At 69.6% G+C, this 23,686-nt stretch carries 24 protein-coding genes and 1 tRNA gene; 15 read left to right on the top strand and 10 right to left on the bottom strand.

The window, feature by feature from the left end; all coding sequences use genetic code 11:
- Positions 1 to 19 precede the first annotated feature (19 nt).
- From radA to alr, 5 genes are all read right to left on the bottom strand, one after another.
- A complete protein-coding gene (gene radA, locus ACWA7K_RS00640; protein ID WP_456164641.1) occupies positions 20 to 1,387 on the bottom strand; it encodes a DNA repair protein RadA in 1,368 nt (455 codons plus the stop codon).
- 87 nt (positions 1,388 to 1,474) lie between these two features.
- Entirely contained in the window at positions 1,475 to 1,936 is a 462-nt protein-coding gene (locus tag ACWA7K_RS00645; protein WP_456164643.1) for a hypothetical protein, read from the bottom strand.
- Positions 1,937 to 2,049: 113 nt separating this feature from the next.
- Positions 2,050 to 2,631: a hypothetical protein gene (locus tag ACWA7K_RS00650; RefSeq protein WP_456164645.1), complete on the bottom strand. Its 582-nt coding sequence runs from the start codon at positions 2,629 to 2,631 to the stop codon at positions 2,050 to 2,052.
- Between the two features lie 88 nt (positions 2,632 to 2,719).
- Positions 2,720 to 3,121, bottom strand: a complete 402-nt coding sequence (arfB, locus tag ACWA7K_RS00655) for an alternative ribosome rescue aminoacyl-tRNA hydrolase ArfB (protein WP_456164647.1) — start codon at positions 3,119 to 3,121, stop codon at positions 2,720 to 2,722.
- Positions 3,118 to 4,236 carry an alanine racemase gene (alr, locus tag ACWA7K_RS00660; RefSeq protein WP_456164649.1) on the bottom strand — a complete coding sequence of 373 codons (1,119 nt, stop codon included), beginning with the start codon at positions 4,234 to 4,236 and terminating at the stop codon, positions 3,118 to 3,120. The genes arfB and alr overlap by 4 nt, the downstream gene beginning before the upstream one ends.
- Before the next feature lie 225 nt (positions 4,237 to 4,461).
- Between alr and lplT the strand changes: the two genes are divergently transcribed.
- Complete coding sequence (gene lplT, locus ACWA7K_RS00665; protein ID WP_456164650.1) at positions 4,462 to 5,739, top strand: lysophospholipid transporter LplT; 1,278 nt, start codon at positions 4,462 to 4,464, stop codon at positions 5,737 to 5,739.
- A gap of 22 nt (positions 5,740 to 5,761) precedes the next feature.
- The gene (locus ACWA7K_RS00670; RefSeq protein WP_456164652.1) at positions 5,762 to 6,682 is read left to right on the top strand and encodes a DMT family transporter; all 921 of its coding nucleotides are present in this window, start codon (positions 5,762 to 5,764) and stop codon (positions 6,680 to 6,682) included.
- 24 nt (positions 6,683 to 6,706) lie between these two features.
- Here ACWA7K_RS00670 and ACWA7K_RS00675 read toward each other — a convergent pair whose 3' ends face one another.
- Positions 6,707 to 7,549 (bottom strand): response regulator transcription factor, encoded by an 843-nt coding sequence (locus tag ACWA7K_RS00675; protein WP_456164653.1) that lies wholly within the window; start codon positions 7,547 to 7,549, stop codon positions 6,707 to 6,709.
- Between the two features lie 256 nt (positions 7,550 to 7,805).
- On the opposite strand from ACWA7K_RS00675, the gene ACWA7K_RS00680 reads away from it, so the two are divergent.
- The gene (locus tag ACWA7K_RS00680) at positions 7,806 to 8,999 is read left to right on the top strand and encodes an amino acid aminotransferase (RefSeq protein WP_456164655.1); all 1,194 of its coding nucleotides are present in this window, start codon (positions 7,806 to 7,808) and stop codon (positions 8,997 to 8,999) included.
- A 23-nt stretch (positions 9,000 to 9,022) separates the two neighbouring features.
- On the opposite strand, the gene ACWA7K_RS00685 is transcribed toward ACWA7K_RS00680, so the two are convergent.
- Complete coding sequence (locus tag ACWA7K_RS00685) at positions 9,023 to 10,510, bottom strand: aldehyde dehydrogenase family protein (protein ID WP_456164657.1); 1,488 nt, start codon at positions 10,508 to 10,510, stop codon at positions 9,023 to 9,025.
- A 186-nt stretch (positions 10,511 to 10,696) separates the two neighbouring features.
- The gene (gene mscL / locus ACWA7K_RS00690) at positions 10,697 to 11,122 is read right to left on the bottom strand and encodes a large conductance mechanosensitive channel protein MscL (protein ID WP_456164659.1); all 426 of its coding nucleotides are present in this window, start codon (positions 11,120 to 11,122) and stop codon (positions 10,697 to 10,699) included.
- A gap of 251 nt (positions 11,123 to 11,373) precedes the next feature.
- Here mscL and petA point away from each other — a divergent pair, with 251 nt between their 5' ends.
- From petA to ACWA7K_RS00725, 7 genes are all read left to right on the top strand, one after another.
- A complete protein-coding gene (gene petA, locus ACWA7K_RS00695) occupies positions 11,374 to 11,970 on the top strand; it encodes a ubiquinol-cytochrome c reductase iron-sulfur subunit (protein WP_456164661.1) in 597 nt (198 codons plus the stop codon).
- 18 nt (positions 11,971 to 11,988) lie between these two features.
- Positions 11,989 to 13,389 carry a cytochrome b gene (locus ACWA7K_RS00700; RefSeq protein WP_456164663.1) on the top strand — a complete coding sequence of 467 codons (1,401 nt, stop codon included), beginning with the start codon at positions 11,989 to 11,991 and terminating at the stop codon, positions 13,387 to 13,389.
- A gap of 23 nt (positions 13,390 to 13,412) precedes the next feature.
- Positions 13,413 to 14,195: a cytochrome c1 gene (locus ACWA7K_RS00705; protein ID WP_456164665.1), complete on the top strand. Its 783-nt coding sequence runs from the start codon at positions 13,413 to 13,415 to the stop codon at positions 14,193 to 14,195.
- A 126-nt stretch (positions 14,196 to 14,321) separates the two neighbouring features.
- On the top strand, positions 14,322 to 14,936 hold the full coding sequence (locus ACWA7K_RS00710) for a glutathione S-transferase N-terminal domain-containing protein (RefSeq protein ID WP_130482952.1): 615 nt from the start codon (positions 14,322 to 14,324) through the stop codon (positions 14,934 to 14,936).
- Positions 14,937 to 14,951: 15 nt separating this feature from the next.
- Positions 14,952 to 15,539 (top strand): ClpXP protease specificity-enhancing factor, encoded by a 588-nt coding sequence (locus tag ACWA7K_RS00715; RefSeq protein WP_456164667.1) that lies wholly within the window; start codon positions 14,952 to 14,954, stop codon positions 15,537 to 15,539.
- A gap of 54 nt (positions 15,540 to 15,593) precedes the next feature.
- A tRNA-Thr gene (locus ACWA7K_RS00720) sits at positions 15,594 to 15,669 on the top strand.
- A gap of 62 nt (positions 15,670 to 15,731) precedes the next feature.
- A complete protein-coding gene (locus tag ACWA7K_RS00725; RefSeq protein WP_456164669.1) occupies positions 15,732 to 16,157 on the top strand; it encodes a YbaN family protein in 426 nt (141 codons plus the stop codon).
- Here ACWA7K_RS00725 and dinB read toward each other — a convergent pair.
- Positions 16,097 to 17,368 carry a DNA polymerase IV gene (dinB, locus tag ACWA7K_RS00730; RefSeq protein WP_456168636.1) on the bottom strand — a complete coding sequence of 424 codons (1,272 nt, stop codon included), beginning with the start codon at positions 17,366 to 17,368 and terminating at the stop codon, positions 16,097 to 16,099. The two genes, ACWA7K_RS00725 and dinB, sit on opposite strands and share 61 nt — an antisense overlap.
- 199 nt (positions 17,369 to 17,567) lie before the next feature.
- Between dinB and ACWA7K_RS00735 the strand changes: the two genes are divergently transcribed.
- The 4 genes from ACWA7K_RS00735 to ACWA7K_RS00750 all read left to right on the top strand — a co-directional run bounded on the left by ACWA7K_RS00735 (position 17,568) and on the right by ACWA7K_RS00750 (position 22,232).
- Positions 17,568 to 18,848, top strand: a complete 1,281-nt coding sequence (locus ACWA7K_RS00735) for a DUF5666 domain-containing protein (protein ID WP_456164671.1) — start codon at positions 17,568 to 17,570, stop codon at positions 18,846 to 18,848.
- Positions 18,849 to 18,942: 94 nt separating this feature from the next.
- Positions 18,943 to 20,406: a metalloprotease TldD gene (gene tldD, locus ACWA7K_RS00740; protein WP_456164673.1), complete on the top strand. Its 1,464-nt coding sequence runs from the start codon at positions 18,943 to 18,945 to the stop codon at positions 20,404 to 20,406.
- A 307-nt stretch (positions 20,407 to 20,713) separates the two neighbouring features.
- The gene (locus ACWA7K_RS00745; protein WP_456164675.1) at positions 20,714 to 21,832 is read left to right on the top strand and encodes a 3-deoxy-7-phosphoheptulonate synthase; all 1,119 of its coding nucleotides are present in this window, start codon (positions 20,714 to 20,716) and stop codon (positions 21,830 to 21,832) included.
- A 97-nt stretch (positions 21,833 to 21,929) separates the two neighbouring features.
- Positions 21,930 to 22,232 (top strand): hypothetical protein, encoded by a 303-nt coding sequence (locus ACWA7K_RS00750; RefSeq protein WP_456164677.1) that lies wholly within the window; start codon positions 21,930 to 21,932, stop codon positions 22,230 to 22,232.
- Here ACWA7K_RS00750 and ACWA7K_RS00755 read toward each other — a convergent pair.
- On the bottom strand, positions 22,226 to 22,834 hold the full coding sequence (locus ACWA7K_RS00755; RefSeq protein ID WP_456164679.1) for a cob(I)yrinic acid a,c-diamide adenosyltransferase: 609 nt from the start codon (positions 22,832 to 22,834) through the stop codon (positions 22,226 to 22,228). The genes ACWA7K_RS00750 and ACWA7K_RS00755 overlap by 7 nt on opposite strands.
- Before the next feature lie 57 nt (positions 22,835 to 22,891).
- Here ACWA7K_RS00755 and ACWA7K_RS00760 point away from each other — a divergent pair, with 57 nt between their 5' ends.
- Complete coding sequence (locus ACWA7K_RS00760) at positions 22,892 to 23,662, top strand: UPF0149 family protein (RefSeq protein ID WP_456164681.1); 771 nt, start codon at positions 22,892 to 22,894, stop codon at positions 23,660 to 23,662.
- Positions 23,663 to 23,686 lie beyond the last annotated feature (24 nt).

Below are 23,686 nucleotides of genomic sequence, written 5' to 3' on the forward strand. Positions count from 1 at the left end.
AGGCAGTGGGTTGCGGGTTTCAGGTGAGCGAACGCGCCAGCTCGATGGCCTGTTCGATGCGTTCGACCGGGTGGACGGTCAGGCCCTCGATCGGCTTCTTCGGCGCGTTCGCCTTGGGCACGACCGCGACCGAGAAGCCGAGCTTGGCGGCTTCCTTCAGACGTTCCTGACCGCGTGGTGCCGGCCGCACCTCGCCGGCCAGGCCGACCTCGCCGAAGGCGATGAAGCCGCGCGGCAGCGCCCGGCCGCGCAGCGAACTCTGGATCGCCAGCAGCACGGCCAGGTCGGCGGCAGGCTCGCTGATGCGCACGCCGCCGACGGCGTTGACGAACACGTCCTGATCGGCGCAGGCCACGCCCGCGTGGCGGTGCAGCACGGCCAGCAGCATCGCCAGCCGGTCACGGTCCAGGCCGACGCTCAGGCGCCGCGGGCTCGGGCCGCCGGAGTCGACCAGCGCCTGCACCTCGACCAGCATCGGCCGGGTGCCTTCGAGCGTCACCAGCACGCAGGCGCCGGGCACCGGCTCGCCGTGGGTCGACAGGAAGATCGCGCTCGGATTGGCCACGCCCTTCAGGCCACGTTCGGTCATCGCGAACACGCCGATCTCGTTGACCGCACCGAAGCGGTTCTTGATCGCGCGCACCAGCCGGAAGCTGCTGTGCGTGTCGCCCTCGAAGTAGAGGACGGTGTCGACGATGTGCTCCAGCACGCGCGGCCCGGCCAGCGCGCCTTCCTTGGTCACATGGCCGACCAGCACGGTGGTGCAGCCGCTGGCCTTGGCCGCGCGGGTCAGGTGGGCGGCACATTCGCGCACCTGGGCGACCGAGCCGGGCGCCGAGGTGAGCTGGTCCGAATAGAGCGTCTGGATCGAGTCGATGACGCAGAAGTCGGGCTGCTCGTCGGCCAGCGTGGCGAGGATCTTCTCCAGCCCGATCTCGGCCAGCACGCGCAGGTGCCTGCCCTCCAGCCCGAGCCGTCCGGCCCGCAGCGCGACCTGGGCGCCGGACTCCTCGCCGGTCACGTACAGCACCTTCATCTGGCGCGACAGCGCCTCGGCCGCCTGCAGCAGCAGCGTGCTCTTGCCGATGCCCGGATCGCCGCCGATCAGCACCACGCCGCCGGCCACGATGCCGCCGCCGAGCACGCGGTCGAGCTCTTCCTGACCGGTGGGGGTGCGGGCAACCTCGGCGGCCTCGATGTCGGCCAGCGTTGCCACCGGCAGGCTGCGCGCCAGGCCCTGGAAGCGGTTGCGGACGGCGCCGGCGGCGGGTTCGGCCGGGCCTTCGTCGAGCGTGTTCCAGGCCCGGCAATGGGGGCACTGGCCCAGCCACTTCGGGCTGGTGCCGCCGCAGTCGCGGCAGGTGTAGAGGGTCTTGTCGCGGGCCATAGGGCCAGGATTGTGACGGTGCCGGCCGCGCCCGACGGGGGCGCGACGTCTGGCGCCGTGACCCGCGTTTCCGATCCGCGTTGCCGATCAGCGTGCTCGTTCCGGCACGCGTACGCCCGCGCCTTCGAAGATGCCTTCGGCGGCCTGGCGATGGCACTGCTCGCAGGCCGCCATCGACGTCACGCCGACCCGCTGCGAACGCACCTCGGCGGCGATCGACGTGTGGGCCCGCGCGATCGTCCGCACCTCGGAGATCCGCAGTGGCGCGGGGCCGCTGGCCGTCGCCACGGCGATCTTGCGTGAGCGCTTGTGCCAGGACCGATCGGCCGCCTGCCGGCTGGCCAGTTCGAGCAGCCGCTCCCGGACGGCGGGTTCGAGTTCCGCATGGACACCGAAGTGCGCCCCCAGCGCCTCCGGTGCCAGCAGCGCCTGCCATGACCGCGCCGGCAGCAGGCCGGGTGGGTAGGCCAGGTGACAGTCGCCGCATTCGCGTCGCCAGTCGGGGTCGGTGACCGGCTCGATCTCCTTCAGGCGGTCGATGGTGAGCATCCAGCCGAACCAGGACCCGGGTGAAGGTGCGGGCGCGGGGGCCTGTGCCCGCACCGGTGCGGTCAGCAGAGCCAGGCAAAGGGCCATCCAGGGGAGAAGTCTCGACATCGCGCTCACCAAGTCAGCTTGATGGCCGCGGCCATCGCCACGCCACCTGCAGCCGCCGTGCCTGCGTGCTGGGTCGGCACGGTCGAGTGCATCGACCTGTTGACGGCCGCCATCATCAGCAACGCGCCGCCCAGGCCCAGCAGCACGTGCTGGTTGTCCGGATCCGACAGGCCGTCCTCGAGGTGGAAGTCGTTCCAGTGCCATACCAGCCCGGTCGTCACCGTCGCCGCCGCGAACACGGAGGCTGCGCGGCCCAGCCGGGTGTGTGCCGTGCCGGACGTCCGGCGTGGCGTCGTGCCGGCGGTGCAGCCTTGCTCGCAGTCGCCGCCATCGTCGGGCGCGGTCACGGCGGTCAGGCCGATCAGGGCCAACGTGCCCAGGCCGAGCGCGAGGTGGGCATTGCGGCCGCTCAGCCAGGCGCTGTCGGGGATCAACGGACGCGGCTGCGGCCCGTCGCCGGAGGGGACGGACTGGGCGGCCACCGTCATCGGCGCCAGCGTGGCGAACAGCGAGGCGAACAGCCCGGCCCGGAGCCAGGCCCGGAGCGAGGGGGCCGAGCGGCGCCGGCGGGTGAAGGTCGATGTCATGCGCAAGGCCTGCGAGCGGTCATGTGGGAACGCAGGAATATCGACGCGCCACATGAAGGTTCACTGACGGCGAGCGCCGCCTGGCGGGTCAGCCGTCGATCCGTCGACGATCCGACTTGATCGCGCCGCGGTGCGACTTGCCCTCCAGCCGCCGCTGCTTCGAGCCGAAGGTCGGCCGGGTCGCCTTGCGGTCCTTGGGCACGAACAGCGCGCGCTGCAGCAGCTCGTCGAGCCGCGCCAGCGCCTCGGCCCGGTTGGCCTCCAGGCTGCGCGATTCCTGGGCCTTGATGACGACCACGCCGTCGCGCGTGATGCGGTGGTCGGGCAGGGCGACCATGCGCGCCTTGACCTCGTCGGGCAGGCTGGAGGCGCCGATGTCGAAGCGCAGGTGGACGGCGTTCGAGACCTTGTTGACGTTCTGTCCGCCAGCGCCCTGGGCGCGGATGGCCGACAGGTGCACCTCGTCGGGCGAGATGCGCACCGGCTTCATGGCGCCAGGCCGGCCGGCAAGGGCGCGACGTGTGTCGGCACCCGCGCGGCCAGCGCGCACATCAGCTCGTAGCCGATCGTGCCGGCCGGGTGCGCGACCGCGTCGATCGGCAGCTGCGTGCCGTGCGGGCCGTGGCCCCACAGCGTGACCTCGGTGCCGATGCCGGCGTGCGGCACCGGCGTCAGGTCGACCGCCAGCATGTCCATCGAGACCCGGCCCACCGTCGTGCAGCGCACACCGTCGACCAGCACCGGCGTGCCGGTCGGCGCGTGGCGCGGGTAGCCGTCGGCATAGCCGCAGGCGACGATGCCGATGCGCATCGCGCGTTCGGCACGGTAGGTGCTGCCGTAGCCGACGGTGTCGCCGGGCTGCAGGTCCTGCAGGCCGATCAGGCGGCTGCGCAGCGTCATCGCCGGGATCAGCTGCCAGTGGTCGATGTCGTGTTCGGGGTAGTCGGGCGCCGAGCCGTAGCTCAGGATGCCGCTGCGGACCCAGTCGGCGCGGACTTCGGGCCGGTGCGCATGGCGCAGGATTGCCGCGCTGTTGCCCAGGCTGCGCTCGCCGGGCAGGTCGTGCGTGACCGAGACGAAGGCGTCGACCGCCGCGTCGATCCCCTTGGGCCCGTCGGCGTCCGAGAAGTGGGTGACCAGCGAGATCTCGTCGACCTGCGGCAAGGCATTGAGCCGCACCCAGGCACCGCGCCAGGCTTGCGGCGTGTAGCCCAGCCGGTTCATGCCGGTGTTCATCTTCAGGAAGACGCGGTGCGGCTGGTGGGTCTTGTGCGCGGCCAGCCAGGCGATCTGCTCGTCGTGGTGGATCACGTGCCAGAGGTTCAGGCGCGAGCACAGCTCCAGGTCGCGCGCCTCGAAGCAGCCTTCGAGCAGCAGGATCGGCCCGCGCCAGCCGAGATCGCGCACGCGCTGGGCCTCGGCGAAGTCCAGCAGGGCCAGGCCGTCGGCGACCGCCAGGGCCGGCCAGACGCGCTCGATGCCATGCCCGTAGGCATTGGCCTTGATGACGCCCCAGAGCCGCGCGTCGCCGGCCTTCTGTCGGGCGATGCCCAGGTTGTGCGCGATGGCATCGGGGTGGATCAGGGCTTCGATCGGGCGCGGCATGGCCAAGATTCTGCCAGCCGGTCCGGAGCTGAAAGAGTCGGCCCGCCGACCCGTGCAGATGCCCGCGACAGGCCCTTGTTGGCGGGTGTGGATCGGGCCGGGGCGCCACAGGTGCCGTGCTATAACCCCGCCGCGTCCAACGCGACCCTCGGTGCATCCCGGCCCTTCCGCCCGTCCTGGCGTCAGTGGCTGTCCGGCAGGAGTCGCTCACCCCACCTGAGCCGGATGAAAAAAGGCTTCTACACCATCATGTCAGCGCAGTTCTTCAGCTCGCTGGCAGACAACGCCCTGTTCGTCGCCGCGGTCGAACTGCTGCGCACTTCGGGCGCCGGTGAATGGCAACGGGCCGCGCTGGTGCCGATGTTCGCGTTGTTCTATGTCGTGCTGGCGCCCTTCGTCGGAGCCTTCGCGGACGCGGTGCCCAAGGGCAAGGTCATGTTCTTCTCCAACAGCATCAAGGTGGTCGGCTGCCTGCTGATGCTGTTCGGCACGCACCCGCTGCTGTCCTATGCGGTGGTCGGCCTGGGCGCGGCGGCCTACTCGCCGGCCAAGTACGGCATCCTGACCGAGCTGCTGCCGCCGTCGCAGCTGGTCAAGGCCAACGGCTGGATCGAGGGCCTGACGATCAGCTCGATCATCCTGGGCGTGCTGCTCGGCGGCCAGCTGGTCGGCCCCCACATCGCGCCGTGGCTGACGACGGTCGACGTGCCCTTCGTCAACACCGGCATCGACTCGCCGGCCGAATCGGCGATCGCCTCGCTGGTCTCGCTCTACATCGTCGCGGCGCTGTTCAACCTCTACATCCCGCGCACCGACGCCGAGCTGCAGCCCTTCCCGGCCCAGCCGCTGGCGCTGGTTCGCGACTTCTCCGACTGCAACGCCAAGCTCTGGAACGACAAGCTCGGCCAGATCTCGCTGGCGACCACGACGCTGTTCTGGGGCGTCTCCGGCAACCTGCGCTACATCGTGCTGGCCTGGGCGGCGGCGGCGCTGGGCTACACGACCACGCAGGCCTCGTCGCTGGTCGGCGTGGTGGCCGTCGGCACGGCGGTCGGGGCGGTCGTCGCGTCGGTCGCGATGAAGCTGGACCAGGCCACCCGCGTGATCTCGCTGGGCATCGCGATGGGCCTGCTGGTGGTCGGCATGAACGTGATCGACAACGTCTGGTTGGCGGCGCCCTTCCTGATCCTGCTGGGCGGGCTCGGCGGCTTCCTGGTCGTGCCGATGAACGCGCTGCTGCAGCACCGCGGCCACAACCTGATGGGCGCCGGCCGTTCGATCGCCGTGCAGAACTTCAACGAGCAGGCCTGCATCCTGGCGCTCGGCGCCTTCTACACCGGCATGACGCGCGGCGGGCTCTCCGCCTTCGGCGCCATCACCATCTTCGGCCTGCTGGTGGCCGGCACGATGTGGCTGATCGGCCGCTGGCATCAGCGCAACCTGCGCGAGCACCCCGAGGAGCTGGCGCGCCTGCTGTCGGTGGCGCGCAGCGACGGCCACTGAGCCGCTCGCGCTCCCTTTCGCGATGACCTCGTCGAGCCGCGTCAGCGGCCTGGCCGTGCTGGCCCTGATGTTCAACGCCCTGACCTGGGGCCTGTCCTGGTGGCCGTTCCGGCAGCTGCAATCGGCCGGCCTGCACGCGCTGTGGAGCACTGTGCTGATCTACGGCTTCGCGGTCGTGGTGGTCGGCCTGCTGAAGCCGGGCGCCTGGGCCCAGCTGCTGCGCCAACGCAGCCTGTGGCTCATCGCGCTGGCCTCAGGCGGCACCAACCTCTGCTTCAACTGGGGCGTGACGATCGGCGACGTCAGCCGGGTCGTGCTGCTGTTCTACCTGACGCCGCTGTGGACGGTGATGCTGGCCCGCTGGCTGCTGCACGAGCGTGCCGACGCGCGGGTCTGGCTGCGGGTGGCGATGGCGCTGGCCGGCGCCGCGCTGGTGATCACCTCGGGCCACGAGTCCTCGACCGGCCAGCCGGTCCGACCGGCCGCGATGCCGCTGCTGGCCGACCTGCTGGCGCTGGCCGGCGGCTTCTGCTTCTCGCTCAACAACGTGATGCTCAAGCGCGCCGCCGGCCTGCCCGAGGAAGGCCGCGCGCTGGCGATGTTCGGCGGCGGCGCGATGGTGTCGCTGGTGGTGATCAGCGCCGGTTCGCTGGGCCTGGGCGCGTTGTCCGGGCTGGGCCTGCAGCCGCCGCCACCGTTGCAGGCCGCCTGGCTGGTGCCGGCGCTGGGGCTGGCCTTCGCCTTCCTGCTGTCGAACCTGGCGCTGCAGTACGGCGCGTCGCGGCTGCCGGCCAACGTCACGTCGGTCGTGATGCCCTGCGAGGTCGTGTTCGCGTCGTTGTCGGCCGCCTGGTGGGCCGGCGAGACGCTCGGCCCGATGCTGCTGATCGGCGGCGCGCTGATCCTCGGCGCGACCTTGCTGGCGGCCTGGCAGGGCCGCTGACCGGCGGGCGCACCGCGCTTGCGACTACTGCGGGATCGGCGCTGTCGGCTCGAAGACCCGTTCGAAGGTCCGGTCATGCTGGGCCAGCACACGCATCAGCTCGTTGCCGTCCAGCGGCGTGGTCAGGTAGGCGTCACACCCGGCGAAGGTCGCCCGGATGCGGTCGACCGCCCCGCTGCGATGGGCCAGCGCGACGACCACCGGCGCGACGCCGCTCCGGGTCGGATGGCGGCGGATGCGGCGGCAGACCTGGTAGCTGTCGATGCCGTCCTGGCCCAGTCCCAGGAAGACGAAGCCGAAGCTGCGGCTCTCGCTCAGCTCGATCGCCTTCTCGGCCGTGCGGGCCGTCGTGACGCCATAGCCGCAGCGGCCGAGCAGTTCTTCCAGCACGCTGCGTTCGGCCGGGCTGGCGCTGACGACCAGCACCTCGTCGAGCCGCAGTTCGCCTTCCACCATCACCGAGTTGCTGTAGCCCGTGCTGGTGCGGAAGTCGCCGACCTGCTGCGGGCTGTCGGCCGCCTGCTGGCGCGCCCGGCCGCTCGGGCGCGGCGGGTTGCGCTGGGCCAGCGCGTCGAGCGCGCGGCGGATCTGCAGCGCGTCGATCGGGCGCGCCAGATGGGCGCCGACGCTGGCCGGCGCGATCGCGCCACCCACCAGCACCGCGTCGCGCATGCGCCCGGCACGGCCCACGGCCAGCACGGCCTCCGGCTGCTCCGCATCGGCCACCACCAGGTCGCAGTCCTGCAGGTCGACGCCGACGACGTAGCTCACCGTGTCGCGCGCGGCGGCCAGGCGGAAGTAGCTTTCCAGCGTGCTGTGCTCGAACGGCGTGAAGCCCACGAAGGCCACCCGGTGCGTGGTGGTCATGCTGATCCCTGGTTGCTGCCGTTACAGATCGCAACGGTCGCCCATCTTTTGGCGCCGCGCCGACAGGGTCAAGGCCAGGGCTGGCGACGCTCGGGGGGTGACCCCGCGATCGAGGGGGCGCAGGGCCTGCGCGGTGTCGCGCTTGTCCGTTTTTGCCGACTTCGGCCTGCGCGTTCCGGCCGATGGGGCGCGCCGATAATCCGCGCCTTTCCGACACACCCCTTCCGACACCCCACCCGCGCCCCGGAGTCCAGCCATGTTCGAACACGTCGATGCCTACGCCGGCGATCCCATCCTGACGCTCAACGAGAACTTCCAGAAGGACCCGCGGGCCGACAAGATCAACCTGTCCATCGGCATCTACTTCGACGATGCCGGCCGCCTGCCGGTGATGGCTGCCGTGCGCGAGGCCGAGACGCAGCTGGCGCAGGCCATCGGGCCGCGTTCCTACCTGCCGATGCTCGGCCTGCCCGACTACCGCGTGCAGGTCCAGCACCTGCTGTTCGGCGCCGACCACCCGGCGGTGCGCGAAGGCCGCGTCGTCACGCTGCAGACGCTGGGCGGCTCGGGCGGCCTGAAGGTCGGTGGCGACTTCCTGAAGAAGTACTTCCCCGGCTCGGCCGTCTGGGTCAGCGACCCGACCTGGGACAACCACCGCGCGATGTTCGAAGGCGCCGGCTTCCAGGTTCACACCTACCCGTACTACGACGCGGCCACCGGGGGCCTGCGCTTCGAGGCGATGCTCGAGACGCTGCGCGGCCTGCCGCGCCACAGCATCGTGCTGCTGCACGCCTGCTGCCACAACCCGACCGGCGTCGACCTGAGCGACGCGCAGTGGCGCGAGCTGATCCCCGTGCTGGTCGAGCGTGAGCTGCTGCCCTACGTCGACATCGCCTACCAGGGTTTCGGCGACGGCATCCCCGAGGACGCGTTCGCGCTGCGGGCGCTGGCCGATTCGGGCCTGGCGTTCTTCGTCGCCAACAGCTTCTCGAAGAGCTTCTCGCTCTACGGCGAACGTGTCGGCGGCCTCAGCGTCGTCTGCCCGACGACGGCGGAGGCCCGGCTGGTCGAAGGCCAGCTGCAGATGGCCGTGCGCAAGAACTACTCCAGCCCGCCGACCCACGGCGCGCGCATCGTCGCCCGCGTGCTCGGCACCCCGGCGCTGCAGCAGCAGTGGTCCGATGAACTCGGCGCGATGCGCGTGCGCATCCAGGCGATGCGCCAGCGCCTGCACGCGGTCCTGAGCGAGATGCTGCCGGGCCGCGACTTCGGCTACTTCCTCAGCCAGCGCGGCATGTTCAGCTACACCGGCCTGAGCGCCGCGCAGGTCGACACGCTGCGCGAGGTCCACGGCGTCTACCTCGTGCGCTCCGGGCGCATGTGCGTGGCCGGTCTCAACACCGGCAACGTCGAGGCCACCGCGCGGGCGATGGCGGCCGTGCTGAAGTGATCGTCGCGGGGCGCGCCGCCGGCCTAGTCGTGCTGGATGCGCATGGACTTGACGCGCGTGTAGCGCTCGCGCAGGTCCAGCCCCCAGCTGGCGTGTGACGGCGCCTGGCCGGCCGCCGTCGAGGTGCAGGGATCGTCGGCGCCGTTGATGCTGATGCGGTCGCAGCGCAGCCCGTGCGCCAGGCGCCATTGCCGCGCGCCGTCGCGGGTCCACAGGCTGGCGCCGCGCAGCTGCTCGCAGGCATGGGCAAGGGCCAGCGCCTCGTCCTCGTCGTCGAACGGGATCACCACCTGCACCGGTCCGGCCGGGTCGACGGCGATGCGGCGGGTCCAGGCGGCCGTCCACGGCGTCAGCAGGGTCGGGCGGACCCAGTAGCCGCCTTGCGCGGCGGTCTCGTCGTCGATCTCGCCCTGGGCCACCAGCCGCAGGCCGCTCTCGCCGGCGAAGGCGATCTGGCTCTCGACCTGGTCGCGCCGGTGCGGCGAGGTCATCGGCCCGAGGTCCCGGTCGGCCAGCGCCGGCCCGACCCGCAGCTGCCGGTAGCGCTGCGCCATCCGTTCGACCAGCGCCGCGTGGATGCTGCGCCGCGCCAGGATGCAGGTCGGCCGCACGAGGCTCTGGCCGGAACGGTGGACGGCGGCGGCGACCAGCTCCGGCACGGCGCGGTCCAGGTCGGCGTCCTCGAACACCAGGTGCGGCAGGCTGCCGACCTGCAGCACGGTGAGGTCCTTGCCATGCCGGCTGGCCAGCGCGCGCACGGCGGCGGCGGCCTGGGACGAGCCGGCGACGGTGATGTGGGCGACGCCCGGGTGTTCGACCAGCGCCGCACCGGCCTCCTGGCTCAGGCCGGGCACGACGTTCAGCGTGCCCGCCGGCAGGCCGGCCTCGTGGCAGATATGGGCGAAGGCCAGCACGCTCAGCACGACCGTCTCGGCCGGCTTGACGATGCAGGCATTGCCGGCCGCCAGCGCCGCGCCGACGCAGTCGCCCAGCAGCGGCAGGCTGCCTTGCGTCGGCAGCATCAGGCCGATGACGCCGAGCGGTTCGCGCCAGCTCAGCAGCGTCTGTCCCGGCATGGCCGGCTGGGCGCTGCTGCCGGCCTGGCCGACATGGGCGGCCCAGCCTTCGAGGCGTCGCGCCAGCGCCATCGCGTCGGCCCGACCGCGTGACAGCGGCAGGCCGGCGTCGAGCGCCTCCAGCCGGGCCAGTTCGTCGACCCGTTCGCGCACCAGCGCGGCGATGCGCTGCAGGCACAGGCCACGTTCGTGCGGGCTGGCCTGGGCCCAGCTGCCGGGCTCGTCGGCGCGCAAGGCGCAGCGGGCGGCCTGCACGGCGGCGTCGACTTCCGGGGCGCCGGCCCGGGCGATGCGGCCCAGCTCGGCGCCGGTGGACGGGTCGACCAGCGGCAGCGTGTGCAGGCCTTGCGGCCGGCGCCACTGCCCGGCGATGCAGACCAGCGCCGGGTCGAAGGGCAGGGGAGCGCGCAGGCCGGTGGGCAGGGTCGGGGCCAATCAGGGTCCTTGGCGACCCTCGGACCTGGCAAACGTCGGCAATCCGGGGGCCGACGTTGTGGTGCAGCGCCGACGGGGTGCGTTGCATCTTAGGAGTCGACCCCGTCGCGACGTGGTGCGCGCGCGTCAGGTGTGTATCGGGTTGCTGCCCCGTGGCGCGCAGGCCACGGGTGACCCGAGCCGGGCTCAGCGCTTCAGGGCGTCGCGGATCTCGCGCAGCAGCACGATGTCCTCGGCCGGCGGCGCCGGTTCGGCCGGAGCGGCCGGTGCCGGTGCGGGTTCGGCCTTCAGGCGGTTGATCTGCTTGATCATCATGAAGATGATGAAGGCGAGGATCACGAAGTTCAGCGCCACGGTGATGAAGTTGCCGTAGGCCAGCACCGCGCCCGCCTTCTTGGCCTCGGCCAGCGTCGTGGCGGTCTGGCCGGCCAGCGGGATGAAGTAGTTGCTGAAGTCCAGGCCGCCGAAGATCTTGCCGACGATCGGCATGATCACGTCGCCGACCAGCGAGTCGACGATCTTGCCGAACGCGCCGCCGATGATCACGCCGACCGCCAGGTCGACCACGTTGCCCTTGACGGCAAAGTCCTTGAATTCGCTCATCACGCTCATCGCGCGCTCCTCGGAGATGTTGTGGGTTCGAGGGCGATGCCGCTTGGGTATCGCCCCGGCGTGCAGTATTCCCGGGGAGCCGGGGCTGTCAACCGGGCGGACATGGGGCTGCGGCGCTGTCGTTTTTTGACAGCCGCCGGCCGCAGCGCCCGTTTTCCGCGACTGCCGCTGTCAGGGAATCCCTCGGGGCGTGGACTAGAATCGCGGGTTGCTCCCATAACAGACCGGTTTACTTTTCCACGAGGACTCACATGAGTGACCAGCAAGTCGACCAGGCCAAGCGGACATGGCTGATTGCGTCGAGCTGCGCAGGTGCGATCGGCGGCGTGGCCGTTGCGGTGCCCTTCGTCAGCACATTTGCTCCGTCCGAGCGCGCCAAGGCGGCCGGTGCGCCGGTCGAGGCCGACATCGGTGGCCTGAAGCCCGGCGAGAAGATGACGGTCGAATGGCGCGGCAAGCCGGTCTGGATCGTGCGTCGTACCCCGGAACAGATCGACGCCCTGGCGAAGCTCGACGGCCAGCTGGCCGATCCGAACTCGGACCGCAAGGCCTACCCGATCCCCGACTACGCCAAGAACACCGCGCGCTCGATCAAGCCGGAATACCTCGTGGTCGTCGGCATCTGCTCGCACCTCGGCTGCTCGCCGAGCGACAAGTTCCAGGCCGGCCCGCAGCCGTCGCTGCCCGACGACTGGACCGGCGGCTTCCTGTGCCCCTGCCACGGTTCGACCTTCGACCTGGCCGGCCGCGTCTTCAAGAACAAGCCCGCGCCGGACAACCTCGAGGTGCCGCCGCACATGTACCTGTCCGAGACCAAGCTGCTGATTGGCGAAGACAAGAAGGCCTGACGAGGAACCGAGGACAACATGGCTGAATTCAAAGAGGCTCCCGCCGACGCATCGGCGGCACTCAAGCTCCTGACCTGGGTCGACAACCGCTTCCCGGCATCCAAGCTCTACAAGGAGCACCTGTCGGAGTACTACGCACCGAAGAACTTCAACTTCTGGTACTTCTTCGGCTCGCTCGCGCTGCTGGTGCTGGTCATCCAGATCGTCACCGGCATCTTCCTGGTGATGCACTACAAGCCCGACGCGGCGCTGGCGTTCGCCTCGGTCGAATACATCATGCGCGACGTCCCCTGGGGCTGGCTGGTGCGCTACATGCACTCGACCGGCGCCTCGGCCTTCTTCGTCGTGGTCTACCTGCACATGTACCGCGGCCTGATCTACGGCAGCTACCGCAAGCCGCGCGAGCTGGTGTGGATCTTCGGTTGCGCGATCTTCCTGTGCCTGATGGCCGAAGCCTTCATGGGCTACCTGCTGCCGTGGGGCCAGATGTCCTACTGGGGCGCGCAGGTGATCGTGAACCTGTTCGCCGCCGTGCCCTTCGTCGGCCAGGACCTGGCGCTGCTGATCCGCGGCGACTACGTCGTCAGCGACGCGACGCTCAACCGCTTCTTCAGCTTCCACGTCATCGCGGTGCCGCTGGTGCTGCTGGGCCTGGTGGTCGCGCACATCATCGCGCTGCATGAAGTGGGTTCGAACAACCCCGACGGCGTCGAGATCAAGGCCAAGAAGGACGAACGCGGCATCCCGCTGGACGGCATCCCCTTCCACCCCTACTACACGGTGCACGACATCCTGGGCGTGGGCGGCTTCCTGATGATCTTCACGGCGATCGTGTTCTTCGGGCCGGAGCTGGGTGGCTACTTCCTGGAGTACAACAACTTCATCCCGGCCGACCCGCTGAAGACGCCTGCGCACATCGCGCCGGTCTGGTACTTCACGCCGTTCTACTCGATGCTGCGGGCGACCACCGACGTGATGGTCAACGTGCTGAGCGTGATCGTCGCCGCCGGTGCCGTGCTGACGGTGCTCAAGGGCGGCCTGTCGGGCAAGGCCAAGGGCCTGGTGCTGATCGGCGGCCTGATCGCCATCGCGCTGCTCAAGACCTTCGACGCGAAGTTCTGGGGCGTGGTCGTGATGGGCGGCGCCGTGATCATCCTGTTCTTCCTGCCCTGGCTGGACCACAGCCCGGTCAAGTCGATCCGCTACCGCCCGAGCTGGCACAGCGTGCTCTACGGCATCTTCGTGGTGTTCTTCCTGGTGCTGGGCTACCTCGGCATCCAGCCGCCGTCGGACATCGGCACCCTGATCGCCCAGGCCGGCACGCTGTTCTATTTCGGCTTCTTCCTGCTGATGCCGTGGTGGAGCCAGATCGGCGAGTTCAAGCCGGTCCCGGACCGCGTCACGTTCGAAGCCCACTGAGTCGGCACGGAGTCATCACGATCATGATCAAGCGTATTGCCGCCTTGCTCGCATCCCTGGTCGCCTGCGCCGCCCTGCTGGCGCCGGCTGCCCACGCCAACACCGGCGGGATCGAGTGGGACAAGTTCCCCGTCGACAAGCTGCACGACACCGGCGCACTCCAGCGCGGTGCCAAGGTGTTCGTCAACTACTGCCTGAACTGCCACTCCGCCGCGTTCATGCGCTACAACCGCATGCGCGACATCGGCCTGACCGAGGAGCAGATCAAGACCAACCTGATGTTCGCCACCGAGAAGGTCGGCGACACCATGAAGGTCAACCTCGATCCGCGCCAGGCCAAGGAGTGGTTCGGTGCCACGCCGCCTGACCTGACGGTCATCGCGCGTTCGCGCGCCGGCTCCGGCGGTTCCGGTGCCGACTACCTCTACACCTACCTGCGCACCTACTACGCCGACGACACCAAGGCGACCGGCTGGAACAACCTGGCCTTCCCGAGCGTGGGCATGCCGCACGTGCTGTGGGAACTGCAGGGCGTTCGCCGCGCGGTGTACGAGGAGCAGGCCGATCCGCACGACCACGAGAAGAAGGTTCACGTGTTCAAGGGCTTCGAGCAGGTCTCGCCCGGCAAGCTGAGCGCTGCCGAGTACGACAGCACCGTGGCCGACCTCGTGGCCTACCTGCAGTGGATGGGCGAGCCGGCACAGACCACCCGCGTCAAGCTGGGTGCCTGGGTCCTGCTGTTCCTGTCGATCTTCACCGTCATCGCCTGGCGCCTGAACGCGGCGTTCTGGAAAGATGTGAAGTGAAGGCCTGACCGCCAGGGAGCCTGAAAGGCTCCCGGCGTCGGCGCGCAGTGGCGGGCAACCGTTGCTGCGCGATTTTGTTTTTGTGTCCCGCCTCTTTTGTGCGTCCTCTTGGGAGCGACTCCAGCCATGATGGTCCTCTACTCCGGCACCACCTGCCCCTATTCGCATCGCTGCCGCTTCGTCCTGTTCGAGAAGGGCATGGACTTCGAGATCCGCGACGTCGACCTGTTCGCCAAGCCCGAGGACATCGCGCTGATGAACCCGTACAACGAGGTTCCGATCCTCGTCGAGCGCGAACTGATCCTGTACGAATCGCACATCATCAACGAGTACATCGACGAGCGTTTCCCGCATCCGCAGCTGATGCCGGGTGACCCGGTCGCGCGTGCCCGCGTGCGCCTGTTCCTCTTCAACTTCGAGAAGGAACTGTTCGCGCACGTCAACGTGCTCGAAGGTCGTGGCGTGCCCAAAGGCAACGACAAGCAGCTCGAGAAGGCCCGTTCGCAGATCCGCGACCGCCTGACCCAGCTCGCGCCGATCTTCCTCAAGAACAAGTTCATGCTGGGCGACGACTTCTCGATGCTCGACGTGGCGATCGCGCCGCTGCTGTGGCGCCTCGACTACTACGGCATCGACCTGTCGAAGAACGCGGCGCCGCTGCTGAAGTACGCCGAGCGCATCTTCTCGCGCCCGGCCTACATCGAGGCGCTGACGCCGTCCGAGAAGGTGATGCGCAAGTAAGAAGGCGCCGCGACGATGCCCATCCCGACCGCGCCTGACGCCCAGGCCACCTCGACCCGGCCCTACCTGATCCGTGCGCTGCACGACTGGTGCACGGACAACGGCTACACGCCCTACATCGCGGTCTACGTCGATGCGAGCGTGCAGGTGCCGATGGAGTACGTGAAGAACCACGAGATCGTGCTGAACGTCGGCATCGACGCGACCAACGGCCTCAGCCTCGGCAACGACTACGTCGAGTTCAAGGCGCGGTTCGGTGGCGTGGCGCGGGACATCATCGTGCCGGTCGACCACGTGATCGCGATCTACGCCCGCGAGAACGGCCAGGGCATGGCCTTCCCGGTGCCGACCGAATCGACGCCGATCGTCGGCGGCGAGCAGGTCGGCGGATCGTCGGACGGTGCCCATGCGCAGTCGCAGGACCACGCGCCGGCGCCGGTCGTCGGCCTGCGACTGGCCAGCGTGCCGGGCAGCGTGCCGGGTAGCGATGGCGCGGGTGCATCGGCGGGGTCTTCGGGCGACGACACGTCCGATCGCGACGACGATCCCGTGCCGCCCGCCCCGGGTGGCACGCCGCGGCCGTCGCTCAAGCGCATCAAGTAGTGGGCACCGGGGTGCGACCTAGAATCGCGCCCCGTTGCATGTCAGAGCGACGCAGCCGGCTTAGCTCAGCTGGTAGAGCACCCGCCTTGTAAGCGGAAGGTCGTCCGTTCGATTCGGACAGCCGGCACCAACGCTGCGTCTCCCCACTCTCCCGCTTTCCCCGTTCCCCCGACCCTCCCGCTGGAGCTCGCGATGAGACGACCGCTGTGGATGCTGGCCGGCGCGATCAGCCTGATCGTCGGCATCGTCGGGATCGTCGTGCCGCTGCTGCCGACGACGCCGTTCGTGCTGCTGGCCGCCGCCTGCTGGTCGCGTGGCAGCGAACGCTGGGAACGCTGGTTGCTGGATCACCCCCGTTTCGGCCCGATGGTCATCGGCTGGCGCCGTGACCGTGCCATTCCGCTGCGCGCCAAGCAACTGGCGGCCGTGATGATGGCCGGCGGCAGCGCCTGGGCCTGGACCCGGATGCCGGTCGTGCCCTGGCTGCCCGCGCTGTGTTGCTCGGCGGTGCTGATCTGGATGTGGCGATTGCCGAACGGCCCATCCGGCTCGGACGCTCAGCCAGCGGACGGCGGTGCGGCCTGCGCGCCGTCGTCGTCGAACAGCGGCAGCGAATAGACATCGACCGGGGCGCTGCGCACCGCGCGCGGTGGCGCCTTGTCCGGTTCCGCATCCGCCGCACGGGCCGGATTCCTCGCAGCCTTCGGTGCCACGGCCTTGCCGATCGCGGGCGCCGCGAGCGCCCCGGGCCGGCTCAGGTTGCCGACCCTCACGCCGAGCAGCCGGATCCGCCGCGACAGCGTGATGCGCTTCAGGCACTGCCCGGCCGCCGCCCGGATCACCGCACCGTCGTCGGTCGGCGCCTCCAGCGTCAGGTCGCGGGTGACCGTGCGGAAGTCGTCGAAGCGCAGCTTGATGCCCACCGTGCGGCCGACGTAGCCCTTGCGCGCCAGGTCGTCGCCGACCCGCTGACACAGCGTCGTGAAGATCTCCGACAGCCGCGTGCGGTCGTTGCGCGGGTGCAGGTCGTGGTCGAAGGTGGTCTCGCGGCTCATCGACACCGGTTCGCTGTCGCGCACCACCGGCCGGTTGTCGCGGCCGTGGGCCGCTTCTTGCAGCCAGACGCCGTGGTGGTCGCCGAAGTGTTCGACCAGCCAGTCCAGCGGCCTCTGCGCCAGCTCGCCGATCGTGTGCACACCCAGCTCGATCAGCCGCGCGCTGGCCTTCGGGCCGACGCCGTGGATGCGGCCGACCGGCAGCGGCCAGATCCGCGTGGCGATGTCCTCGGGCATGACGACCGTCAGGCCATCGGGCTTGTCGAGGTCGCTGGCGATCTTCGACAGCAGCTTGTTGGGCGACACGCCGATCGAGCAGCTCAGGCCGGTCGCCGCGCGCACGTTGTTCTTCAGGTCGCGCGCCAGCGCCCTCAGGCCGCCGAGCGGGTCGTGGCCGACCGGATCGCGCGCGCCGGGCAGGTCGCTGAGGTCGATGTAGATCTCGTCGATGCCGCGGTCCTCGATGGTCGGTGCCAGCTCGGCCACGGCCGCCTTGAACAGCCGCGAGACGCGCCGGTACTCGTCGAAGTCGGCCGGCAGCAGGACGGCATGTGGCGCCAGCACGGCCGCCTTCATCAGGCCCATGCCCGAGTGGACGCCGAAGGCGCGCGCCTCGTAGGTCGCGGTCGTCACGACGCCCCGGCCGACGTAGTCCTTCAGCGGCGCCCCTTCCGGTGCATCGGCTGGCGCGGAACGGCGTCCGCCGACCACCACCGCCTTGCCGCGCAGCCCGGGCCGGCGCGCCAGTTCGACCGACGCGTAGAACGCGTCCATGTCGAGGTGGGCGATGAGCCGGTCAGGCAGGGCAGATGTCACGGTTGTTGCGCCAGGTGGGCGTTCAGCTTCGAGAGTTTGGCTTACAAGGTAGGCCTTGCCGACCGGGACTGAAGATGGGATGATTTCCCACATCGAGGCCAAGAACCGACTGCAACCCGGCTGCGCCGCTCGTCGTATCCCTTCCAGGAGCCAGAACATGACATCCATCACCTCTCGCGATTCCGTGGCGCCGGCCCGGCGACTGCTGCAACTGACCCTCGCCGGCCTCGCCGCCGCCGTGATCGCGGCCTGCGGCGGCGGTGGCGGCGTCGGTGCCGGCGGCACCGGTTCTGCAGCCGGCACGGTGAACGGCTTCGGCTCGGTCGTCATCGGCGGGGTCCGATACGACGACAGCGGCATCTCTGTCTCGGGCGAGGACGCTTCCGACGACAGCCGCTTGCGCCTTGGCATGTCGGTCGAAGTCTCGTACGACGACAGCAGCTGCTCGTCTGCCGCCACGCCGGTCTGCGTGGCCAAGGCCTTCGAGATTCACAGCGACCTCGCAGGCGAAGTGACCGCCGCCACGCTCGATTCGAACGGCAATGGCTCGATCACGCTGATGGGCCAGACCGTTTCGGTCACGGCCAACACCTTCGTCCATCGGTCCTCTGGCGTGTCGTCGTCGCTGGGACTCGGCCTCGGCCAGATCGTGAAGGTTCACGGGCGGCGCGCTGCGCCGGCTGCCGCCACCGACTGGGTCGCAACCTACATCGAGATCAAGGCGGCGACCGACGCAGGCCTTTCCGGCCTGAGCAGCAGCTTCCAGTTCCGCCTTGCAGGCCCGTTGACCGGGACCGCAGGCAACTACCAGATTGGTGGAGAAGCGGTCGATCTCACCGGTGTCACCGTGCCGACGGGCGCAAGCCCCTTCGTGCGCGCCCGCATCACGCCGGCCGCTGCGCGGCCATCGAATGGCTGGGTCGTCACCGAGATCAAGTCGCAGCGCAGCCGCGCGCTGGAACGAAGTGACCGCTCGCGTGTCGAGGTCCAGGGCTATGTGGAGTCGGCCACCGTCGGCACCAACAGCACCCTCCTGGTCATCAATGGCGTCGAGGTGCTGGTGGCGAGCAGTGGCGTCACCTACGACAACAGCAGCAGCCTGAGCTACGCAACGCTTCCGACCGAGACCGGTGTCATCGAGGTGAAGGGGACCATCAATGCGTCCGGCCAGCTCGTCGCGACCAAGATCGAGATCAGCAATGAGAACGAGCGCGAGTTCTACGTCCTGGCCTCCGAGATCGGCACCATCAACACGACGGCCAACACCTTCGTCGTGACCAAGCGCAACACGGATCCGATCACGGTGTCCTACACCCCCTCGGTGCTGGATACGCCTGTGACCGAGGCCAATCTGGGCACGATGAAGCTGGAGATCAAGGGCAACTTCGACCGCTCGACCAATCAGCTGATCGCCACCCGGATCAAGCGCGAAGACTGACTTTCCACACGATCACCCCGCGCTCAACCCCACGGCCCCGCCGTGGGGTTTTTCTTTGTCCGAAGGCCTTTCACCCGCTGCCTAGAATCGCCTCATGATTTCCCGCGAACCCACCCTCGAACGCCTCGTCATCGCCCGCCAGCTGCTGCTCGAGCCCTATGGCCTGAACAACGCGCATCTGCGGCAGGCGCTCAACACGATCTCGGCGCACAAGGTCGATGACGCCGACCTCTACTTCCAGTACACCCGCAGCGAGGGCTGGAGCCTGGAGGAAGGCATCGTCAAGAGCGGCAGCTTCAGCATCGATCAGGGCGTGGGCGTGCGCGCGGTGGCCGGCGAGAAGACGGCGTTCGCCTACTCCGACGACATCTCCGAGGCCGCCCTGCTGGACGCCGCCCGCACCGTGCGCAGCATCGCGGCGGCCGGGCAGAGCCGGCGGGTCAAGGTCGACACGCCGCAGCAGGTCGCGGCCAGCCGCAGCCTCTACCCGGGCATGGACCCGATCGCCACGCTCGACAGCGCCGCCAAGGTCGCGCTGCTCGAACGGGTCGAGCGCCTGGCGCGCGCCAAGGATCCGCGCGTGGTGCAGGTGATGGCCGGACTGGCCGGCGAATACGACGTCGTGCTGATCGCCCGCGCCGACGGCACGCTGGCCGCCGACATCCGCCCGCTGGTGCGCCTGTCGGTCACCGTGATCGCCGAACAGGGCGGCCGCCGCGAGATCGGGTCGGCCGGCGGCGGTGGCCGCTTCGGCATGGGCCATTTCCAGGACGACGTCATCGCCCGCTACGTTGACCAGGCCGTGCATGCGGCGCTGACCAACCTCGACAGCCAGGCCGCACCGGCCGGCGAGATGACCGTCGTGCTGGGTTCGGGCTGGCCGGGCATCCTGCTGCACGAGGCGGTCGGCCACGGTCTGGAAGGCGACTTCAACCGCAAGGGTTCGAGCACCTTCTCCGGCCGCATCGGCCAACGGGTCGCCGCCAAGGGCGTGACCGTGCTGGACGACGGCACGCTGGCCGACCGGCGCGGTTCGCTCAACATCGACGACGAGGGCCATGCCTCGCAGCGCAACGTGCTGATCGAGGACGGCATCCTCAAGGGCTACATCCAGGACGCCACCAACGCGCGCCTGATGAAGGTTGCCCCGACCGGCAACGGCCGCCGCGAGAGCTACGCCCACGTGCCGATGCCGCGCATGACCAACACCTACATGCTGCCGGGCGACAAGACGCCCGAGGAGATCATCGCCAGCATCGACCGCGGCCTCTACGCCAGCAACTTTGGCGGCGGCCAGGTCGACATCACCAGCGGCAAGTTCGTGTTCTCGGCCAGCGAGGCGTGGTGGGTCGAGAAGGGCAAGCTGCTGTACCCGGTCAAGGGCGCGACGCTGATCGGCAATGGCCCGGACGCGATGAACCGCGTCTCGATGATCGGCAACGACCTCGCGCTCGACCCCGGCGTGGGCACTTGCGGCAAGGAAGGCCAGAGCGTGCCGGTGGGCGTCGGCCAGCCGACGCTGCGCATCGACGGCATCACCGTCGGCGGCACCGGCTGAGTCGACGACACGGCCAGGAAGCCCGTGTTGATCGGCCTTCCCGGCCGTTGCGGCTTTCTCGCCACCCTCGGGTCATCACGTAGGCGGGTCGTCAGGATCCGCGTGCTAAAGTCTTTTGCATGTCTCGGTACTCGTTTTTCTTTGCGTACTTTTGGTTCTCGCACCGCACCGGCGGAGGAGAGGCCTGAACGCACGCGCAGAGCAGCGACAGACCGATCAAGAACCGCCGGATAGCCCGGCGGTTTTTTTTTGCCCCTTGAATTCCTCCTGCTTCCCTCCTTCGACCTCGTCATCACAGGACCCGACCATGACCGCTCCGCACGACCAAGCCGCCCAACGCTGGCAGGCCCCGATCGACAAGACCTCGCAGACCGATGACGAAAGGATTGTTGACGTGACCCCGCTGCCGCCGCCCGAGCACCTGATCCGCTTCTTCCCGATCCGCGGCACCGCCGTGGAGGGCCTGGTCTCCGGCACGCGCCAGAAGATCCGCGACATCCTGCATGGCCGCGACGACCGCCTGCTCGTGGTGATCGGCCCGTGCTCGATCCACGACCCGGCCGCCGCGCTCGACTACGCCCGCCGCCTGCTGCCGCTGCGCGAACAGCACGCCGACACGCTCGAGATCGTCATGCGCGTCTACTTCGAGAAGCCGCGCACGACGGTCGGCTGGAAGGGTCTGATCAACGACCCGTACCTGGATGGCAGCTTCCGCATCGACGAGGGCCTGCGCATCGCGCGCCAGCTGCTGGTCGACATCAACCGGCTGGGCATGCCCGCCGGCAGCGAGTTCCTCGACACCATCAGCCCGCAGTACATCGGTGACCTGATCAGCTGGGGCGCCATCGGTGCGCGCACGACCGAGAGCCAGGTGCACCGCGAGCTCGCCTCGGGCCTGTCGGCGCCGATCGGCTTCAAGAACGGCACCGACGGCAACATCAAGATCGCCACCGACGCGATCCAGGCGGCGGCCCGTCCGCACCATTTCCTGTCGGTCCACAAGAACGGCCAGGTGTCGATCGTCGAGACCCGCGGCAATGCCGACTGCCACGTCATCCTGCGCGGCGGCAAGGCGCCGAACTACGACGCCGCCAACGTCGCCGCCGCCTGTGCCGACCTGGGCGCCGCCAAGCTCGAACAGCGCCTGATGGTCGACTGCAGCCACGCCAACAGCAGCAAGCAGCACCAGCGCCAGATCGACGTCGCCCGCGACATTGCCGCGCAGATGGCCGGCGGCAGCCGATCGATCTTCGGCGTGATGGTCGAGAGCCACCTCGTCGGCGGCGCGCAGAAGTTCAACCCGGGCCAGGACAACCCGGCCGCGCTGGCCTATGGCCAGAGCATCACCGATGCCTGCATCGGCTGGGACGACTCGGCCGCCGTGCTGCAGACCCTGTCCGACGCGGTGCGGGCGCAACGCGGTTGAGGCGGCTCCAGGACGCCATCGGTTGATCTGCCGGTTGATCGTGTCGTCGGCGCCCCGCTAGCATCGACCCGATCAACCCGATAGCGGAGAAACCGACATGCCCCACGTCACCGTCAGCTGGTCCGAACGCGAGCAGGTGAGCCTGAACACCGAAGGTGGCCTGGACGCGCTCGATGCGCGCCGCTGGCTCGACGAGCAGTTCATCGCGCTCGACTGCGAGCCGCTGCGCGCCTCCGGCAAGGTGCTGGTGGCCGACAAGCTGCTGGCGCTGGCGGCCACCGGCGGACCCGAGCAGTTCGCCGATGCCGCCTGGGCCGCGCAGTTCGCGCGCGCTGCCGTCGCGGCGTCCGGTCGTGAATCCGTGCGGGTCGACGTCGCGACCGGCAAGGTCAGTTATTGAGCCGGGTCAGCGTCGGCGCCTGACGAGTCGGCCTGGTCCTTCGCCAGCCGCTCGCTGCGCCAATAGACGTCGTCGCCGCCCAGCCCGTCAAGGTTGGCACGGTTGAGCACGCGGGCCAGCACGAACAGCAGGTCCGACAGCCGATTGAGGTAGTGGCGCGGCGCCTCGTTGACCGCTTCCACGCCCGCCAGCGCAACGACCCCCCGTTCGGCCCGCCGCGCGATCGTGCGGGCGACATGCGCCAGCGCCGCGCTGCGGGTGCCGGCCGGCAGGATGAATTCCTGCAGCCGCGGCAGCTGGGCGTTGTAGTGCGCCAGGGCCTCGTCCAGACGGACGACAGCCTCGACCTTCAGCAGCGTGTAGCCCGGGATGGACAGCTCGCCGCCGAGGTTGAAGAGCTCGTGCTGGATGACGACCAGCAGTTCGCGCACATCGTCGGGCAGCGGCTCGGCCAGCAGCACGCCCAGTTGCGAGTTGAGCTCGTCGACATCGCCCATCGCGGCGATGCGCAGGTGGTTCTTTGGCACGCGCTGGCCGTCGCCCAGGCCGGTGCTGCCGTCGTCACCCGTGCGGGTGCTGATCTGTGTGAGTCGGTGTCCCATGGGGCGGCATCCTAGCGCCGGCACAATGCCCGTTTTCTGGAGAGCTGGAGAGCACCCATGGCCGCGATTGCCGACCTGACCGACGCCGAGATCGGCGAACTCGATGACCTGCTGGCCGCGATCCCGGAGCCCCTGGAGGCGCTGGACGTGGTCATGCTCGACGGCTACCTGTGCGGTGTGCTGGCGCAACCCCGCGTGATCGACCCGGCCCAGTGGCTGTCGCCCGCGTTCGACTGGAACCTGCTGGGTGCCGGCGAGACGGCCGAGCCCGACGCGCCGGCCGGCACGGTGCTGACGCCCGACACGCCCGGCTGGCATGCCGCCAAGCACGAGCGCCTGCTGCAACTGGTCATGCGCCGCCACGGCGCGCTGGCCCAGGGCCTGATCGACGGCTGGTTCGACCCGCTGGTCATGCAGCCGCTGGACGACGATGGCAAGCCGCTCAAGGGTCAGGACGCCATGACCGCCGCGCTGGCGCCGTGGGTCATCGGCTTCGAACATGCGCTGGAACACTTCCACGACCTCGAGTCGCTCGGCCTGCCCGAAATCCCCGACCTGCTCGCCTGCCTCTGGCGCCACCTGCCCGAACAGAGCGACGACGAGCGCGCGGAGTCGCAGGCGCTGGACCAGGAGCATCCGCTGACCTCGCTGGACGCGGCGATCGACGACCTCGTCGGCAACGTCGTCGAGCTGGCCGACCTGGCCCGCGCGGCCCGCGTCAAGGTCGAGACGGTGCGCCGTGAACAGCCCAAGGTCGGCCGCAACGACCCCTGTCCATGCGGCAGCGGGCGCAAGTTCAAGCAATGCCACGGCAAGGACGGCGCCTGACCGATCCGTCCATCGTGGGTTCCA

Source organism: Leptothrix mechoopdaensis (SeqCode) (genome assembly GCF_053893855.1).